Annotated in this window: 14 protein-coding genes; 12 read left to right on the top strand and 2 right to left on the bottom strand. The window is 36.1% G+C overall.

Annotated elements, in window-relative coordinates:
- The first annotated feature begins 19 nt into the window (after positions 1-19).
- The 8 genes from BQ6100_RS05275 to BQ6100_RS05240 all read left to right on the top strand — a co-directional run bounded on the left by BQ6100_RS05275 (position 20) and on the right by BQ6100_RS05240 (position 11013).
- On the top strand, positions 20-709 hold the full coding sequence (locus tag BQ6100_RS05275) for a response regulator transcription factor (RefSeq protein ID WP_075980675.1): 690 nt from the start codon (positions 20-22) through the stop codon (positions 707-709).
- Complete coding sequence (locus BQ6100_RS05270; protein WP_075980674.1) at positions 710-1714, top strand: sensor histidine kinase; 1005 nt, start codon at positions 710-712, stop codon at positions 1712-1714.
- A 111-nt stretch (positions 1715-1825) separates the two neighbouring features.
- Complete coding sequence (locus BQ6100_RS05265) at positions 1826-2509, top strand: ABC transporter ATP-binding protein (RefSeq protein WP_075980673.1); 684 nt, start codon at positions 1826-1828, stop codon at positions 2507-2509.
- Entirely contained in the window at positions 2506-5094 is a 2589-nt protein-coding gene (locus BQ6100_RS05260; RefSeq protein ID WP_075980672.1) for an ABC transporter permease, read from the top strand. The genes BQ6100_RS05265 and BQ6100_RS05260 overlap by 4 nt, the downstream gene beginning before the upstream one ends.
- Positions 5095-5271: 177 nt before the next feature.
- The gene (locus BQ6100_RS05255; protein WP_075980671.1) at positions 5272-6429 is read left to right on the top strand and encodes a DUF4317 domain-containing protein; all 1158 of its coding nucleotides are present in this window, start codon (positions 5272-5274) and stop codon (positions 6427-6429) included.
- A 235-nt stretch (positions 6430-6664) separates the two neighbouring features.
- Positions 6665-7129: a GNAT family N-acetyltransferase gene (locus tag BQ6100_RS05250; RefSeq protein WP_075980670.1), complete on the top strand. Its 465-nt coding sequence runs from the start codon at positions 6665-6667 to the stop codon at positions 7127-7129.
- Between the two features lie 21 nt (positions 7130-7150).
- On the top strand, positions 7151-7693 hold the full coding sequence (locus tag BQ6100_RS05245) for a GNAT family N-acetyltransferase (RefSeq protein WP_075980669.1): 543 nt from the start codon (positions 7151-7153) through the stop codon (positions 7691-7693).
- Positions 7694-7803: 110 nt separating this feature from the next.
- Positions 7804-11013 (top strand): DEAD/DEAH box helicase, encoded by a 3210-nt coding sequence (locus tag BQ6100_RS05240; RefSeq protein ID WP_075980668.1) that lies wholly within the window; start codon positions 7804-7806, stop codon positions 11011-11013.
- Positions 11014-11095: 82 nt separating this feature from the next.
- Here BQ6100_RS05240 and BQ6100_RS05235 read toward each other — a convergent pair whose 3' ends face one another.
- Complete coding sequence (locus BQ6100_RS05235; protein ID WP_075980667.1) at positions 11096-11647, bottom strand: CBO0543 family protein; 552 nt, start codon at positions 11645-11647, stop codon at positions 11096-11098.
- Between the two features lie 235 nt (positions 11648-11882).
- On the opposite strand from BQ6100_RS05235, the gene BQ6100_RS05230 reads away from it, so the two are divergent.
- Both BQ6100_RS05230 and BQ6100_RS05225 read left to right on the top strand, forming a co-directional pair.
- Complete coding sequence (locus BQ6100_RS05230; RefSeq protein WP_075983444.1) at positions 11883-12980, top strand: carbohydrate kinase; 1098 nt, start codon at positions 11883-11885, stop codon at positions 12978-12980.
- Positions 12977-13888: a pseudouridine-5'-phosphate glycosidase gene (locus tag BQ6100_RS05225; RefSeq protein WP_075980666.1), complete on the top strand. Its 912-nt coding sequence runs from the start codon at positions 12977-12979 to the stop codon at positions 13886-13888. The genes BQ6100_RS05230 and BQ6100_RS05225 overlap by 4 nt, the downstream gene beginning before the upstream one ends.
- A 61-nt stretch (positions 13889-13949) precedes the next feature.
- Here the strand turns inward: BQ6100_RS05225 and BQ6100_RS05220 are convergent, their stop codons facing one another.
- Positions 13950-14783: a TetR family transcriptional regulator gene (locus BQ6100_RS05220; RefSeq protein WP_075980665.1), complete on the bottom strand. Its 834-nt coding sequence runs from the start codon at positions 14781-14783 to the stop codon at positions 13950-13952.
- Positions 14784-14883: 100 nt separating this feature from the next.
- Between BQ6100_RS05220 and BQ6100_RS05215 the strand changes: the two genes are divergently transcribed.
- Entirely contained in the window at positions 14884-17970 is a 3087-nt protein-coding gene (locus BQ6100_RS05215; RefSeq protein ID WP_075980664.1) for an efflux RND transporter permease subunit, read from the top strand.
- Positions 17971-18106: 136 nt separating this feature from the next.
- Positions 18107-19150 (top strand): DUF3231 family protein, encoded by a 1044-nt coding sequence (locus BQ6100_RS05210; protein WP_075980663.1) that lies wholly within the window; start codon positions 18107-18109, stop codon positions 19148-19150.
- Positions 19151-19182 lie beyond the last annotated feature (32 nt).

Raw genomic sequence — 19182 nt, 5'->3', positions numbered from 1 at the left:
ATTAGTTAAGGAGTTAATTATGAAAATATTGTTGGTTGAAGATGATAAAACAATTGCCTCCGGGTTAGAGTATTCCTTGCAACAGGATCAATATGAAACAACCCTTTGCCATAATTTTGAAACGGCTAAGTGGATTATTGAGGACCAATTAAGTGAAATCGATCTATGTTTGTTTGATTTATCCTTACCCGATGGGAGCGGGTATGATTTATGCGCATTAGTGAAAAGGAAGGACGATAAACCAGTTATCTTTCTGACTGCCCTTGACGATGAAGTGAATGTGGTGATGGGTCTTGATATGGGAGCTGACGATTATATAACAAAGCCTTTTCGAATACGGGAACTACTCTCTCGAATTAAGTCTGTGCTTCGTCGTTACAATAAACAGACTAGCCTTCAGCAGAAAACCGTGATCGAAATCGAAAACATCCGTATCAATACTTTAGAGGGAAAAGTATATCGTAAGGACGAGGAGGTCATTTTAACTGCCTTAGAATATCGCTTGCTCTTGATTTTTGCCAATCATATTGGACAGGTGTTAACAAGGAATCAGCTATTAGAACGAATCTGGGATGTGGCGGGAGACTTTGTGAACGATAATACACTTACGGTTTATATCAAGAGATTAAGAGAAAAGCTAGAAGAGAACCCGCAAAATCCAACGATTATAAAAACTGTTCGTGGAATGGGCTATAAGGTAGGTGAGTAAATGCTACGAAATAGAGAAATTAAATGGCTGATTTTCATAATAAGCAATATCTGTCTAGTAGCAATCGGATTCGCTGGTATTCTTTTGTCAATGAAGGCAGCTTTGTTCCTCTTAGTTTTTTCCTTCCTCCTCATTGGATATTTCTTATATTTTACTTGGTTGCGATATAAAGAAATTGAGAAATTATCCAATTATTTAAGAAGGATTGCAGGTGGGGATTATGGCCTCGATATCAGTGATAATTACGAAGGGGAACTTAGTATTCTCAAAAATGATATTTATAAAGTAACATCAATGCTTTCTGAGAAAAGCAATTATTTACAGGATGATAAAATCATGCTGATGAATGCTATTTCGGATATCTCTCATCAGCTTAAAACGCCATTAACCTCGATGATGGTGATGTCTGACTTATTAAGTGATCCCACACTTAATGAAACAAAGCGAGCAGAATTTACAAGGAACATTCATGTGCAATTAGAAAGAATCGAATGGCTCGTGTCATCCCTGCTAAAGCTTTCGAAAATAGATGCAGGTACCGTTTTGTTTAAAAAGGATCAAATTTCTGTCCAAGAATTGATACGAAAAGCAGTTGAGCCGATTTTAATTCCAATGGATATTAAGGAGCAAACATTAAAAATTGATGGAGAGCTAAATGCCACTTTTGTTGGAGATATAAATTGGATTGCAGAAGCACTTATTAATATTTTAAAAAACTGTGTAGAGCATACGGATAACAGGGGAGAGATTTCCATTTTCTATAACGAAAATGCCTTATATACGGAAATTACGATTTCCGATAATGGAAAGGGAATAGCAAGAGAGGATCTTCCCTATATATTCAAGAGATTTTATAAAGGAAAAAATGCGAGTGAAGACAGTGTTGGGATTGGACTTGCAATGGCCAATAGCATTATCACAAGTCAGAATGGTGATATTAAGGTTAAGAGTGTCGTAGGGGAAGGGACACAATTCCAGATAAAAATTTACAAGCAAATTATTTAAATAAACTTTGTAGAAAATTTCTTAAGTGACTAAATTGTCATTTAAGAGTCACTTGATAGTCATTTTAGACAGATAAACTGTAGTGGAAATGGATATTAGGAGGAACTTATAATGAATATTTTGCAAATAGAAAATCTGTCTAAAGTCTATGGGAAAGGTGATACCGCAGTTAAAGCTCTCGATGATGTTTCCTTCTCAGTGAAGAAAGGAGAATTTGTTGCGATTATAGGACCTTCAGGCTCTGGTAAATCAACGTTATTGCATTTGCTTGGAGGGGTTGATCGTCCAAGTCACGGGAAGGTTCTCATTAATAACACAGATATCTATGGGCTAGATGAAACCCAGTTGGCTATTTTTAGAAGAAGGCAGATTGGGTTAATCTATCAATTTTATAATTTAATTCCGATATTAACGGTTGAAGAAAATATCACCCTCCCATTGCTTTTAGATGAGCATAAGGTGGATAAGAAGCAGTTTAATGATATCGTTGGTATTCTTGGACTAAAGGAACGTTTAGGTCATTTACCGAATCAGCTATCTGGTGGACAGCAGCAAAGAGTATCGATTGGTCGGGCTCTTATCAGCAACCCTTCTATTATGCTCGCTGATGAACCAACCGGAAATCTTGATAGCAAAAACAGCAATGAAATTATTGAACTGTTAAAAATGTTTAACAAGACTTTTAACCAAACATTGATTGTGATTACTCATGATGAACACATTGCCTTGCAAGCTGATCGCGTCATTTCTATTGAAGACGGTAAGATTGCGAAGGACGAGGTGATTCGTCCATGAATATTATTAACCGACTAACCTTAAGACATCTTAAGGAAAATAAAAGAAGAACGCTTGTGACCATTATTGGAGTCATTATTTCAGTAGCCATGGTAACAGCGGTCTCCACTCTCGGTGTTTCATTTTTGGATTTGATGAAAAGACAAACTATTGCAACTGATGGAGAGTGGCATGTTCAATATAAAAATGTGAACAAAGATCAGATTGAGGCGATTCAAAAAGATGAGAATACACAAAAAGTCATTCTTACTAACAATGGAAAATATGCTCGCCTAAAGGAATCGGAAAATGAAAATAAACCCTATTTATACATTAAGGAATACAGCGAAAAAGGATTAACACAATTCCCGATTGAGCTAAAAAAAGGACGTCTTCCTAAGTCTGAAAATGAAGTCGTTATTTCAGAAGAGATAATAAATGATGCCGGTGTTAACTATAAGATTGGTGATTCAATCACTATAGAAATGGGAGAGAGGTATTTGGAGAATGAAGTCGAGCCTCTCTTACAGAATTATGATGTACAAAGAGATGAAGAGGGAAAAACGAGTGAAACGTTAAAGATACAAGAAACAAAAACCTTTACGATTGTAGGAATGATTAAACGACCAAAATGGGAGCCATCGTGGGCACCGGGTTACACAGTAATTAATTTCTTAGACCCTAGCACGTTAAATGGAGAGGAACAAGTCAATGCACTTGTCGTTCTTAACAAGGTTAGCAATACTCTTTTCAAGCAGACGGAGAAATTAGCAAAGGAAAATCATGTGAAAGCCTTTAGCTTCAACGAAGAACTCCTTCGCTATTATGGAGTGACAGGGAACGGTAATTTAAAAATAACATTGAACTCTTTATTGGGTATTATCATGGGTGTTATTATAATCGGGTCTGTTTCTTTAATCTATAACGCTTTTGCTATTAGTGTTTCTGAACGTTCCAGACATCTCGGAATGCTTGCAAGTGTTGGGGCAACAAAAAAGCAAAAACGAAACTCTGTCTTTTTTGAAGGGGCGTTTATTGGGGCGATCAGCATTCCATTAGGACTACTCGCTGGCCTAGGTGGAATTGGTATCACTTTTATGTTTATAAACTCCTTTATTGAAGAAGCACTTCTAATTACTGAAAGGCTAAAGCTAATTATTACTCCATTTTCTCTATTAACTGCTTGCCTGGTATCCATTTTGACTATTTTTATCTCAACTTACCTACCTGCTAGGAAGGCATCCAAGATTTCTCCAATTGAAGCGATTCGCCAAACACAGGATATAAAACTGACTAGTAAAGCGGTAAAGACCTCAAAAATCATTCGCAAGCTATTTGGACTAGAGGCGGAAATTGGTTTGAAAAACTTAAAGAGAAATAAAAGAAGATACAAGGCAACCGTATTTTCTCTCGTCATTAGTATTGTCTTATTTTTATCCGTATCCTTTTTTACTGAGAGTTTGAAAAAAACCCTGGTACTATCCCAGGATGATGTGAATTTTGATATTAATGTGTCATTAGATCTATCTTCAGATGAAAAGGAGTTAAATGTAATTTCACATTTAGCAAATGTGACTGATTATACGCTTGATAAGAGTTTGGAGCTAAATACGAAATTGGAGCAATCAGAGATAGCTGACAGCTTACAGGAGCTCGTTAAAAAGGATCAAACCTTATTAGAAAATGGAAAATATACCTATTACGTCGTACTTCATGCATTGGATGATCAAAGCTTTAAAGACTATGCAAAAAAAGTTGGCGTGGATTTCAAAGAATATAATCAACCGCAAAAACCAAAGGCAATTGCTATTAGAAAAATAAAATATCAGGATATGGAAACGGGAAAAATAATTGAAACAAAATCAATCAATATAGAGAAAGGAAAAACATTAGAGTTATTATCGATGGATTATGAAACGGGGGCTTTTAATAAGGTCCACCAAGTGCAAGTAGGGACAATAACTGAGGAATTGCCAATGGGTAGTTATCGTGCAGGTTTAGGTGGTATGGAATTGGTTATGACCATGGATACTCTAAATCAGTTAGTAAATAAAGAAGTTAAAAATCCCATTAATGACAATATTTACTTAAAGAGTTCGGATCCAATGGAAACACAAAAAGCACTTGAAGATATGAAAAAATCCAATATGTATGTCTATAATGTCTTTCAGGAGAGAGAGCGGGAGGAACAGATGGTTTTATTGATGTCTGTATTCACTTATGGATTCATTGCACTCATCTCACTCATCTCGATAGCCAATATATTCAATACAATTTCTACAAGCATTTCCTTGAGGAAACGTGAATTTGCAATGCTAAAATCCGTTGGAATGACATCAAAAGGCTTCAACAAAATGATAAACTATGAAAGTATATTTTATGGTATCAAAGCCTTATTGTACGGAATTCCTATTAGTGTGATTGTTATGGGATTCATTTATTGGGCTATGAGAAAGACCTTCGAATATGGATTTGAAATCCCATGGTTGAGTTTCATTTATGTGATTATCGCTATCTTCCTAATTGTTGGCTCTGCGATGCTTTATTCCATTAGTAAAATTAAAAAAGAAAATATCATTGATGGTTTGAAGCAGGAAAATATTTAGGATAGTATGACAAAGAATGAGTCTTTCACTTTAGAGAGACTCATTCTTTGTGTTTGAATGCTAGATCATCCTTGTGAAAGACTGTCCTTATTTATTGGTATTGGTGAAACCTGTATATTTGTTTCACTTACTATTTTCCTTTTAGAACAGTATAATCAGGAGTGGGAGTTGAAACAAATGAATAAAAAAGACATCGCAAATATCCGCAAACAATTTAAATTAAATAACAATCGTATGCAGATTCGAGAAATCTTCAACGTTTACGTGAAGAAGGAATCAGGTGAAATATATCACCAAGTAAGCCAGCCGTTTCAAATGTTAGAACAAGAAACACAGGAATTGTTTTTGGCAAACTTTAAAAAGGTTCTGACGGGCAACCTTGATGCCAAATTGTTCGAGCTAAAATTCAGAAGGGATGTGGATGATAGCACTCAAACGATCCTTTATAAAGGTTTGAAGGCAGACTCGGAGGATTGGAAGGATAACATGTTAGACATTGTCGAGAAAATGTTTACCCATGCAAAGTATGAATTTGATACCGTAGTAACATTTATCCGAGGAGAATACCGCAAACCAACTAAGAAACGAGACCCGGAATCCGAAATGGGCGGAGATGATGAAGTTTATTCTAACGAATTTATCCTCAGCAGTCTCAATAAAACGGATCAGCCGAAAAAAGCTCTGATGTTTGATTATATTGAAAAGCTCTTTAAATCATACAACGTAGTTGATCCAATTATTAATATGGATTCCCCGCTTTCAGGGTTTCTGTTTCCTGCTTTTAATGATAACGCTGCAGATGTGAACCATATTCTCTATTGTGCAGGGAAAGCGAATCAACCAAGTTTTACATTTATTGAGGATGTCCTCAATTGTGAAGATATCATTACTGCTGAAGAAGATAAGGCCAGTTTCGAACTTATTTTAAAAGAGGTAATTGGAGAAGAGGTTGATACGAGGGTTATTTCCAATGTGTATGAGGAAATTGATAAAATGGTCCAAGAAAAGCTAGAAAATGAAGAAAGCGAAATGCCAATGCTTGATTACAAGGATGTTGGGCGAATCCTTGAGGTTAGCGGGGTCCAAAATGTAGATAATGTCAAGGTAGAACATGCCTTTAAGGATGTAGTAGCTGATGAGAAGCATGAATTTAAGGCAAGTAGTTTAGTTCCCAAAACCATTAAAATCAAAACGAAAGTGGCAGATGTGAGCATCAACCCGGAAAACCTAAAAAATATTAAATATATTACCTACCAAGGGAAACGGTGCCTATTGTTAGAGGTGGAAGAAGAAGTAATTGTGGAAGGTTTTCGACTAGAGTCAGAGACACTTTAATGGATTTAAGATAGGTTTCTTCATCCAGAATAATTTATAAATAACATGGATTAGATAACAGAAAACAGTAGCCCAAAGGATATGATACTAGCTCCTTATGGGGCTACTGTTTTGATATAAGGAAAAGGTTTCGTATTTATTAACCCTTTACTAAATAGATTGGAAAGAATATATTTTATCCAATCATAAAATTCAGATTATAATTAGGTTATATCAAATGTGAGTTGGTGATTTCATGAGGGAGAGAGTAGAACTTAAGAAAATTAGTTTAGGTGAGAGAGACCAATTGATTCCATATTTGTTGTTAGCTGATGAAAGTGAAGAGATGGTTAAAGAGTATTTAGATGAAGGTGATTTATACGCCGTATATATTGAAGATCAGATTGCGGGTGTCGCGCTATTTATTGAAGACTCCTCAAGCATAGTGGAATTAAAAAATATTGCCTTAACCCCTAATTGGAGGGGAAGGGGGATTGGTAGGGAAATCATTCAATCATTATTCAATCTTTACCGAGGAAAATATCGTAAAATGATTGTAGGAACAGCAAACTCAAGTATAGATAATATTGCATTCTATCAAAAATGCGGCTTTAGAATCACATCTATAAGGAAAGACTTTTTTAGACAATATCCAGAACCGATTTTTGAAGATGGGATACAGGCATTAGATATGATAATGTTTGAAAAGGAATTATCATAATTAGGGGAAGAGGGGGATTATATGATAAGATTGGAATATTTCACTGAGTCTGATTTTAATCAGCTTATTAATTGGATAGAATCGCCTGAATTTATGATACAATGGTCAGGTTCAAGCTTTAACTATCCGTTGGATGTAACCCAGTTATCAAAGTATATCGAAAAGGCCAATCAAGAAAACTCTGAGATTTATATATATAAAGTAATCCATAACGAATCTAATAAAGTAATTGGTCACCTATCATTAGGTAATATTAATAAAAGAAATAACTCAGCTAGAATAGGAAGAGTCCTAGTAGGAGATCAAAGCGTTAGAGGGTTAGGAATTGGACAAAAGATGATCGAAGAATTATTAAAAATTGCTTTTGAAGAGCTACATCTTCACCGAGTTAGCCTTGGAGTGTTTGATTTCAATCATTCAGCAATTTCCTGCTACGAAAAGGCTGGATTTGTGAAAGAAGGATTATTAAGAGACCATAGCAGGGTTGGCAATCAATATTGGAACTTATTTGAAATGAGCATATTAGAAAATGAGTGGTCTCAAAAAAAATTGAAGGAAGAGTAACCTTCTTAGGAAATGACTAGTAAGTGTGAAATAAAAAACCACAATTCAATATAAAATGAATAAAGGATTTTATCATCAGAAGAGCATTCCCCAGGAAGGAGTCATGGCCATTGAACATTAAAATCAACCGAAAAATCATTAAAGATATGTGTGGAACAGTCTCCTTCAAAAAAGGAGATGCTTTTTTTCATGCTCATAAAGTAACCTTTCAAAAATTTAATGAGCATAGCTGTGAGGCAACTGTTTCAGGGACCGAAGATTTCCATGTTGTCGTTGAAAAAGAAGCTAAAGGTAGTTTTTCTACAAAATGTAGTTGTCCCACTCTCCCTTCCTTTAGGGGTAAATGCCAGCATATTGCAGCGGTTTTATTATCTATATATGATAAGCAGAGTAAGAAATCAGCCCCTTATCAGTCATCCAAACAGGATACGGAATCCCTGATAAATAATGATTTATTATCTCTTTTTGATAAAAAAGCTAAGCGACTAAGTGTACATCAGCTTCATTTTGAAAATAGAAAGTTACTTGATGCTGAGTTTTTTTGTAAATTAGTTCAAGTCAGTAAAGATCAACATATGATGGGACTTGGAATTGAGATTGGTTCCATACGTGTGCAAAATATCCGAGAATTTTTGGAGAAAATATATGCTGGAGAACCTAGCGTCCTTACCAATGTATTTACATTTGATCCAAATCTTCATTGTGTTATAAAGGAAGCAGATTCTGTCATACAGCAACTTATATTATTGATGAATGATGAAAAGATGTTTGAAGATGTACTCATTGAAAAGTCCAATTTCAGGATGGAAAACGACCTTTTCCTCATTCCACCTTCCTATTGGAAGAAATTAGTCCCTTTTTTAATAAATGCACCATCTGTAAAAATTGAATATGATAATCATTTAATGGGCGACTTTTTCATTTCAGACAAGTTGTTACCAATTGTGTTTGATTTTCAACATACAGAGGGAAGAGGATACTCTTTAAAAATTTCAGGCCTGAATGACATCATTATATTAGATTCCTATCAATCTGTTTTATCTGAAGGGAAACTCGTTCAATTTAATGCTGAGGAGATCGAACGTCTGTTAGAAATAAAGCAAATGGTAGAGAAGTCTGGAACTAATCAGATTCCCATTCAAGAAAGTCAATTGGGAATATTTATTGAAAAAGTGGTACCAGGTTTGAAAAAATTAGGGGAAGTCCGGCTATCATCAGCCATTATGAAACAACTCGAGAAAATCCCGTTGACAGCAAAGCTCTACCTAGACCGTCTAAAAAATCGATTGCTTGCTGGACTAGAGTTCCATTATGAAAATTATATCATTAATCCATTGGAGGATTGGAATCAACAAGGTAATCATGTGATTCTTAGAGATAAGGAAAAAGAGAATATCATTATGCAATTGATGGAGGAAAGCTCCTTTGCAAGGACGGATAGCGGATATTATTTGCATAATGAGGAGCTGGAGTACGAGTTTTTACACCATGTTATACCTAAATTACAACATCATGTGCAAATTTATGCTACTACTGCAGTAAGAAATCGAATACTGAAGGAAAACCCAATCCCAAGGATTCGAGTAAATTTGAAAAAAGAGCGGACAAACTGGCTCGAATTCAAATTTGAATTAGATGGAATCTCTGACAAAGAAATTAAAGGAGTATTACAAGCATTAGAGGAAAAAAGAAAGTATTACCGTTTGAGAAATGGCTCCTTATTTTCTTTAGAGAGCAGAGAGTTGGAAGAAATCAAACGTTTTTTAGCTGCACTTCCAATACAGAATGAAGACTGGGAAGAAAAATTAAATGTTCCGCTTGTACAAGGTCTTCAGCTTCTTAGTTTAAGTGATGACCATTCTGTATTTTCCATTGAAGAATCCTTTCGACAATTTCTAGAAAACATCGCCCATCCAGATCGTTTAGACTTTGAGGTTCCAAATGGTTTGGATGGGATATTAAGAGATTATCAGGTACATGGGTATAAATGGATGAAATCACTTGCAGGCTATGGCTTTGGAGGAATCCTTGGTGATTCAATGGGACTTGGCAAAACCTTACAGAGCATTACATTCATCCTATCAGAATTACCATTCATCCGAAAAAATCATTCTCCAATTTTAATCGTTTGTCCATCCTCATTAACGTACAACTGGCTTAGTGAATTGATGAAATTTGCCCCTGAAATTCAGGCAATCGTTGTGGATGGAAATTTGGAGGAAAGGCGTAAAATCCAAAAAGAAGCGATGGATATTGACGTATTTATCACATCCTATCCATTAATCCGTAAAGACATTAAATGGTTTGAGCAGCAAACCTTTCATACGGTGTTTTTTGACGAGGCTCAGGCCTTTAAAAATCCAATCACCCAAACGGCTAGAGCAGTGAAAAGATTACAAGCCAATCATCGTTTTGCTCTAACAGGAACACCTATAGAAAATTCCCTAGAAGAACTGTGGTCTATTTTTCATGTAGTTTTCCCCGAACTTTTCAAGGGACTTAAGGAATATAGCAACCTCACTAAGGAACAAATAAAAAGAAGAATTCGTCCATTTTTACTTAGAAGGCTGAAAAAGGATGTGCTTTCCGAGCTACCTGAAAAAATTGAATGGACCCATTCAGTTGAGTTACTTCATGATCAGAAAAAACTATATGCTGCCTATTTAGCCAAGCTTCGACAAGATACATTGAAGCATCTAGATAAGGATACTCTCCGGAAAAATAAAATAAAGATTCTAGCTGGTTTGACCCGTTTACGGCAAATTTGTTGTCATCCCGCCTTATTTGTATCGGACTATAAGGGTAGCTCCGCAAAATTTAATCAATTAATGCAGTTGATAGAGGAAGCTAAGCTTACCGGAAGAAGGATATTAATCTTTTCCCAATTTACCAAAATGCTTGAGTTGATTGGTAAGGAACTAGCAAAACAAGGTTTGTCGTATTTCTATCTTGATGGACAAACCCCGTCTGAAAATCGATTGGAAATCTGCAATCGTTTTAATAACGGGGAACGTGATTTATTTCTCATCTCCTTGAAGGCTGGTGGAACTGGTTTAAACCTTACGGGTGCGGATACGGTTATCCTTTATGATTTATGGTGGAATCCTGCAGTCGAGGAGCAGGCGGCTGATCGCGCTCATCGAATCGGACAGGAAAATAAGGTGGAGGTTATCAAACTAGTGGCTCGTGGAACGATTGAAGAAAAGATGAATGAATTACAAGAGAAAAAGAGAGACCTCATTCATGAGTTGATCGATACGGGTGATAAAGCTTCATCTACCCTCACGGAAGATGATATCCGAGAACTATTAATGATCTAATAAGTACCTTATGAAATAAGAGCTTTCATTATCAGATGATTGCTCTTATTTTTATTATACTGCATGTTTTTTGGAATAGTACTCAAACGTTCTGAAATGTGTCCCTTTTAGTAAGCCATTCTGCAAAAATGTAAATTAGAGCGTAAGGAAGAATTGAGTAGATATAATGCCAACCAGTCATTACATAGAAACCGAGCCATACAAAAATAGGTTCTCCAATGAAAGCCGTGACCCAGCCGTAAAAAATTCCTTTTTTCCAGCCAGCAATATGGGGTTTTGTTTGGATTAGAAACATAATGGAAACAGGTAGCATACACAAATTATATGGGAGCCAGGCAGGAAATGATGGGGTCAGTTTTCCAGTATAATACCAAAGACCGAGCGCTGTCCCTATATAATCCAGACATAATGAAAGAGCTATGATAAATATTCCTGCATACAAAAGCCTGTGTGTACTCTCTTTTTTTCGATAAAAAATCCAAAACCCCCATGATCCTACAGAGAATAAAACTGATAGCCACCAATCCCAATGAAGAAAGGTTTCATCCATCCATAGTTGACCGTATTCCTTGTGAAGATGTTGAAATTTCTCAAATAATTTCCCTACTGAAGCGATTTTCTGCCCTTTATCCATAATTAGCACCCTTGAAATTGTATGATAACTATATTATTTCGCTGTAATCTCACAAAAAGTTAAGGGAACTAATGGATATTGTATGGCCTGAGTAAAACTGAAAGTATTTTGATAAAGAAAATAGTTTTGGAGAAATTATTGAAAAAGGTGGACTGTTGAGTTAAAAAGTTGTATGTTATAAACATAAGTTTATTTAATAAACAAAAGTTTAGGAGGTGAGAGTGTGTCTAATAGAATGACAGAGAAAGAACAAGCGCTTTTTGATATCGTCAAGACGAACCCTTACATATCTCAACAGGAATTAGCAGATGCCTTAGGATTATCACGACCATCGGTTGCCAATATGATATCTGGTCTCATGAAAAAAGGATATATTATTGGCCGAGCCTATGTGTTAAAAGAATCACAGCAAATCATCTGTATTGGTGGAGCAAATGTTGACCGGAAATTCTATATAAAAGAAAAAGCTCAGCTTGGAACGTCAAATCCGGTAAAATCGACACAAAGCGTTGGAGGAGTTGCCCGAAATATCGCCGAAAACCTTGGCCGTCTTGGACTAGATGCTGTCTTACTTACTACATGTGGGGAAGACTCTGATTGGAAGCTCATCCAAGAATCCTCATCACTTTATATGAATCTGGATTATGTAACGCCAATACACGGAATGACAACAGGATCCTATTCAGCGGTACTAGATTCAAGAGGGGATTTGGTCATTGCTCTTGCAGATATGGAAGTATATGATTCGATATCAGTAGACATACTCCTAAAAAATGATGCCTTACTAAGCAATGCCAAATGTATTGTAGCCGATTTAAATTGTCCAAAGGAAACATTACAGTTTCTATGCCATTTTTCAAAAACCCATGATCGGCCACTCATTTTCATACCAGTTTCCTCCCCTAAGATGGTTCGACTTCCTGATGATTTAAATGGAGTGACTTGGTTAATAACCAACAGGGATGAAACAGAAACCTATTTTCAAAGAGAAATTAGTAATGAAGAAGAATGGAGGAAAGCTCTCGAACAATGGCTATCCCTTGGTATTGAAAACGTAGTAGTTACCAATGGTAAAGAGGGAGCAATGATTGGGAATAAACAGGAAGGAATTATTCATGTTCCGTCTATTGAAACGAATCAAATTGTTGATGTGACAGGCGCGGGGGACGCGTTTTGTGCTGCTGTAATCTATAAATGGCTTGATGGAAGTGATTTACTTGATATCGCAAAAGCAGGTTCTGTGAATGCATCCAAAACGCTAAAATCAACTTATACCGTTCGTCAGGACTTATCACCAAACCAATTACAACTAGATCTGGAGGAAATATCATGAAACAATATATCTCACTATCTGAAGAAGTACGTATGGCAAAAGAACAAGGAAAACCGATTGTAGCTTTAGAATCAACGATTATCTCCCATGGAATGCCCTATCCACAAAACGTGCAAACAGCTCGTGAAGTAGAGCAGATTGTCCGTGACAACGGAGCGGTTCCAGCAACCATTGCTATTTTAGATGGGAAAATTAAAATTGGTCTATCCGATGAGGAATTGGAGATGTTTGGAAAAAGCACAGATGTTGCCAAGGCATCTCGTCGGGATTTAGCTTACCTAATTGCTACTAAGAAAAAGGGAGCAACCACTGTTGCTGCAACTATGATATGTGCTGATTTAGCTGGAATTAAGATTTTTGTTACTGGTGGAATAGGCGGAGTTCATCGTGGTGCAGAGCATTCCATGGACATCTCTGCAGACCTAGAAGAATTAGCTCAAACAAATGTTGCAGTGATTTGTGCAGGTGCAAAATCAATTTTGGATTTAGGATTAACGATGGAGTATCTTGAAACAAAAGGCGTTCCTGTAATGGGTTATCAAACAGATGTTTTACCTGCTTTTTACACAAGAACGAGTGATATTCCTGTCAACTTCCGCGTGGATGACACAGAAACAGTAGCTTCAACGTTAAAAGCCAAATGGGATTTAAACTTAAAAGGTGGAGCAGTCATTGCTAACCCAATACCTGAAGAATACGCGATGGATGAAAAAGTAATCACAGATGTAATTGAATCCGCATTGAAGGAAGCTAATGAGAAAAAGATTTCAGGTAAGAATGTCACACCATTCCTACTAGCAAAGGTAAAAGAATTAACTGCAGGAAAGAGCTTAGAATCAAACATTGCCTTAGTTAAGAATAATGCTGTAGTAGGTACAAAAATAGCAGTAAACCTGCATTCCATTTAAAAAAGGTGCCAGGCACCATCCAATTTTTGGATGGTGCCTGGCACCTTTTTCTTTCCTTCTTCTAAAACTGAAAATAGTTACTAAGTAAATAAGAAACCCATTTACAATGAGGATGGGAACGAATATTTTCGATTAACCCCTTAATTATCGCTTGACTTAGCGAGGGTTGAAGTAGTTCTTCTTTTAACAGGACTAAAGATTCTTTTTCAATGGATTGTTCCATTTCTTTTATCTTTTGATCCAGCTCCTCGAGGATTCTCTCCTTTGTTACTTCCTCTTTCTTAGGTCTTTTCAGTAATTGGAAAAATAATTCACTTGAAATAAACGGTATAGTTGTATGTTCTGCAAGTAATTTTGTTTTTTCCACTAGCGATTGAGCCAGAAGATCCAAATCTAAAGGTACGTTATTAAAAATAAATAATGATGAATAACTGTTCATTAATCCCTTAATGCAATAAAGCAGGTCGTATTTTGTGTCTTGAATATCTTCTTTAAATAAGCGGTCAATCATAAACAAAATGGTCTTGTCCATTAAACTGTCATAGTAATGTACTTTTCTTAAAAGTTCCTCATTAAAGGATTGTGCCTGTTCCTTTAGTAAGAGCTTGGCAAAATCAGAATGCTTATGAAAAGAATCAAATACTGCGTAATAAAAGGTGTATAGTAGCTGCCTGTCATTTGTGCTTTTGACCATATAGTCAATGTCGGAGGTGATTTGTTTCATGAAATGGTCAATTAAGGACAAAATTAATTCATCCTTTGATTTAAAGGACAAGTAAAAAGCCCCTTTTGAAATACCGCAAAGTTCAGTTATTTGTTGAACTGAAGTTGCCTCAAATCCTTGCTTGGCAAAAAGCTCCAATGCTTTCTCCATAATCAGTTGTTTTTTAACCATTTATTCAATCTCTCCCGTGCCAATTTTATTGACAAATGACTTATTAGTCATTATTATAAAAAAATGAGCCTAATTAGTCAAATTAAGGGATGGTGTAATTGTGAAAGGTTTAGTTAACTTTGTCCTGAAGAATAAACTAGCAGTCTGGTTATTAACAATAATTATTACTGCTTCAGGTATTTATTCAGGAACTCGTATGAATATGGAGACAATCCCAAATATATCAATACCATACTTAATGGTGATGGATGTCTATCCTGGAGCAACTCCGGAAAAGGTAATGGACGATATTTCTATGCCTTTGGAAAAAGCTATTGAAGGCCTTGAGGATGTAAAATTTGTTTATTCAAATTCTTATTCAAATATGTCAAGTATTCAAGTGGAATATGAATATGGGATAGATATGGATGAGGCGAAGCGCGCCTTACAATCTGCCATCGATGCAGTGAATTTACCTGAGGCGGCAGAAGAGCCTACCATCACAGCAATCAGCATGAATATGATGCCGGTTGTTGCATTAAGTGTAAGTAGTGATAAAGAGGATATTGTTGAATTAACATCAACAGTCGAGGATATTTTACTTCCGAAGATTGAAAAACTTGAAGGTGTAGCTTCAGCAACTACGACTGGACAGCATATTAATGAGGTTGAGCTTACGTATGATGAGGCTAAATTGAAAAAATACGATCTAACAGAAGACAAAGTAAAAGAAATAATTCAAGCAAGTAATGTTGCGGTTTCTTTAGGACTTTATGAGTTTGAAGAAGGCGAACAGGCTGTTTCTGTAGACGGAAAGTTCATGTCAGCTGATGAATTAAAGAATATGCTTATTCCTGTAACCCCATCAGCAACACAGCCATCTCCATTTGTTAAGCTTAAAGATATTGCAAAAGTTGAAGTCATCGGTAAGGTACAATCTATTTCACGTACAAATGGTAAAGATGCGATTGCTATTCAAATAGTGAAAGAGCAGCAAGCTAACACAGTAGATGTTGTTAATAAGGTAAAGGATTTAATTAAAGAACAAGAAAAGAAAATCGATGGACTTGTAGTCGATGTTTCCCTTGACCAAGGTGAACCGATTGAAGAATCTGTTTCAACAATGGTAGAGAAAGCTTTATTCGGTGGATTAATAGCTGTATTAATAATCCTATTATTCCTACGCGATTTCAAATCTACAATCATTTCTATTGTATCCATCCCAGTATCAGTATTTTTAGCATTATTGCTATTACATTGGTTGGATATTACGTTGAACATCATGACTCTCGGAGCGATTACGGTCGCGATTGGGCGTGTTATCGATGACTCGATCGTTGTTGTTGAAAACATATATCGAAGACTCCATTTAAAAGGGGAAAAATTAAATGGTCGTGCATTGATCCGTGAAGCGACCATTGAAATGTTTAAACCAATTCTCTCATCAACATTAGTTACAGTGGCAGTATTTGCACCACTAATTTTTGTTGGTGGTATGGTTGGTGAGTTGTTTATGCCATTTGCATTAACGATGACATTTGCCCTTGGAGCATCATTAATAGTCGCAATTACAATAGTTCCTGCTCTTTCTCATTTCTTATTTAAGAAGAAATTGTATGGAGAAAAGACGGAAAGTAGTCACAAGGACAGCGGAATATTATCTCGGTGGTATAAAGGCGTTCTTGAAAAGGCTCTTAATCATAAAATCATTACTTCTATTCTTGCTGTTGTTTTATTAGCTGGAAGTTTGGCGCTAACTCCACTCATTGGTTTCAGTTTTATGGGCAGTGAAGAGGAAAAAGTGATGTATTTAACTTACACGCCAAAAGCTGGTGAGTTAGAGGAAGAAACATTAGAAAATGTTAAAGCTGTTGAAGAGAAGATGCTTAAACGGGAGGATATTGACATTGTTCAAATATCAGTCACCGATGAAGGCGATCCGATGTCAGCAATGATGGGTGGGGGATCAAACGGTGCATTAATGTACTTAATCTTTGATCCAGATATGGAAAACTTCTCAGAGGTTCGCGATGAAATTGAAGAATATGTATTTAATATTGGTCAATCTGGGGAATGGAAAAGCCAAGATTTCTCTTCCATGTCCTCTGTTGGATCCAGTGAAGTTAGCTACACTTTATACAGTGAGGATTTAGATAAACTAAATAGCACAGTAAAAGATGTAGAAAAAATAATGAAGAAAAATAAACACCTAGAAGATGTTGAGACAAGTACAGAAGATGCATATGTAGAATACACATTTAGAGTGAATCAACAAGAGTTATTACAGTATGGTTTAACCGCAGGACAAATCATTATGATGCTAAATCCAAATCATACTAAGGATGTCATAACTACTGTAGAGAAAAATGGCGAAGAACTTGATGTGATTGTTCAACATGAGCAAAAAGCTCCGCCTAAAGATATCGATGAACTGTTAAAAACTCCAGTCCCAACTGCTCTTGGTACGCCAATGCCATTATCTAAGCTTGTTGAAGTAAAAAAAGGTACAACACAAAATACACTATCACGCAGTAAAGGTGAATACTACGCTTCTGTTTCAGGTACTGTCATTGGAGCGGATATTTCAAAGGCTTCCTCAGAGGTACAGAAGGGAATTGATCAATTAGACATACCAAAAGGTGTAACTGTTGATGTTGCTGGTGTCCAAGCAGATATGATTGAAACATTTACAAAACTAGGTGTAGCAATGATTGCCGCGATAGCGATAGTCTACTTTATCCTTGTTGTAACATTTGGTGAAGGTCTAGCACCATTTACTATACTTTTCTCACTACCATTTGCCGTTATTGGATCATTTGTTGGGCTTTACCTAGCTGGTGAAACCATCTCGGTATCAGTAATGATGGGTCTATTAATGTTAATTGGTATTGTTGTTACCAACGCGATTGTACTAGTTGACCGAATTATTCATATGGAACGTGATGGAATGAATATGCGTGAAGCGATTCTCGAGGCGGGTGCGACTCGTCTACGTCCAATCCTCATGACAGCCATTGCTACTGTTGGTGCGTTAATACCATTGGCTATCGGTACTGGTGGTGGAGGGTTAATCACAAAGAGCCTAGGCATCACCGTTATTGGTGGTTTAACAAGTTCGACCTTGTTAACATTATTTATTGTACCGATTGTTTTTGAAGTATTATCTAAGCTGTTTAAGAAAAACCGTAAAGAAATAGAAGAAAACTAATACTAAGCCCTACAAGAAATATTCAGGATCTTGTAGGGCTTTTTATATTTTATGCTTCCTTTTTTGTTTGAACTTAATGGAATAGATATTGAATAGAAGTAAACACTAGAAGAAAACCAAACCAAGGGGAGTAGTTATGGATACGAGAAAAACAATAAAGGTGGCTAAGCCTAAACCAAGCCCCAATAATGAGCCCCTAACTTCAGCAGAAGTTGGAAAGCTTTGGTCAATTTACATGGGTAATACGATGTCCATTCAAATTTTAAGCTATTTCCTTAAACATGTGGATGATGATGAAATTCAAAAGTTATTAGATCAAGGCCTACATTTAAGCCAATCATTTGTAGAAAGTAGTAAAGATATATTGGAGAAGGAAAAATTCCCAATTCCGGTTGGATTTACAGAAAAAGACGTAAATCTTGAGGCACCACGATTATTTTCAGATGAGTTTTATCTTCATTATTTGAAATATGCAGGAAAAGCAGGTTTAAGTCTATATTCAATTGCTGTTCCTTTAATGATTAGAGAAGATATTGCTGATTTTCTAAACCAATGTGTCAGTTCAACAGTTGATTTTTTGAGAGATGTAAATCATGCTTTAATAACAAAAGGCTTTTTAATGAAACCGCCGCCAATTCCAGTACCAGAACGTGTTGAATTTATTAAAAAACAAAATTACCTTAATGGTTTTTTTGGCAATGTTAGACCACTCCATGTTTTAGAGATTACACATCTTTATGACAATATTGAAAACAATGTAACAAGTAAAGCGTTATTAATTGGTTTCAGCCAGGTTTCACAGCATGAAACGGTCAGACAATACTTGATAAGAGGGAAGGAAATTACAAACAAACATATAGAATTATGCTCACAACACTTGCATAAGGATCATTTGCCGTCTCCACCGCTCTTAGATCATTTAGTTACAACTTCCACTTCATCACCATTTTCTGAAAAACTAATGCTCTTTCATAAAATTGATATGTTTTCGATGAAAATCAGGTCCTATGGTAATTCCTCATCAGCTAACGGGAGAAGAGATATAGGTGGAATGTATGCTAAGTTTTTAATGGATATGGCATTATTTGTGGAGGATGGGTTTGAAATAATGATTGACTACGGATGGATGGAGCAAATCCCAGAAGCTGTAGATCGAGATACATTAGCATCAAAAAAATGAGAAAGGATTGAAGGGATTAATAATAATTCCTT

Origin of the sequence: Bacillus massilinigeriensis, from assembly GCF_900117315.1 — a bacterium.
Classification (GTDB): Bacteria; Bacillota; Bacilli; order Bacillales; family Cytobacillaceae; genus Bacillus_BE; species Bacillus_BE massilionigeriensis.
This window is presented reverse-complemented; position numbering and strand designations above follow the sequence as displayed.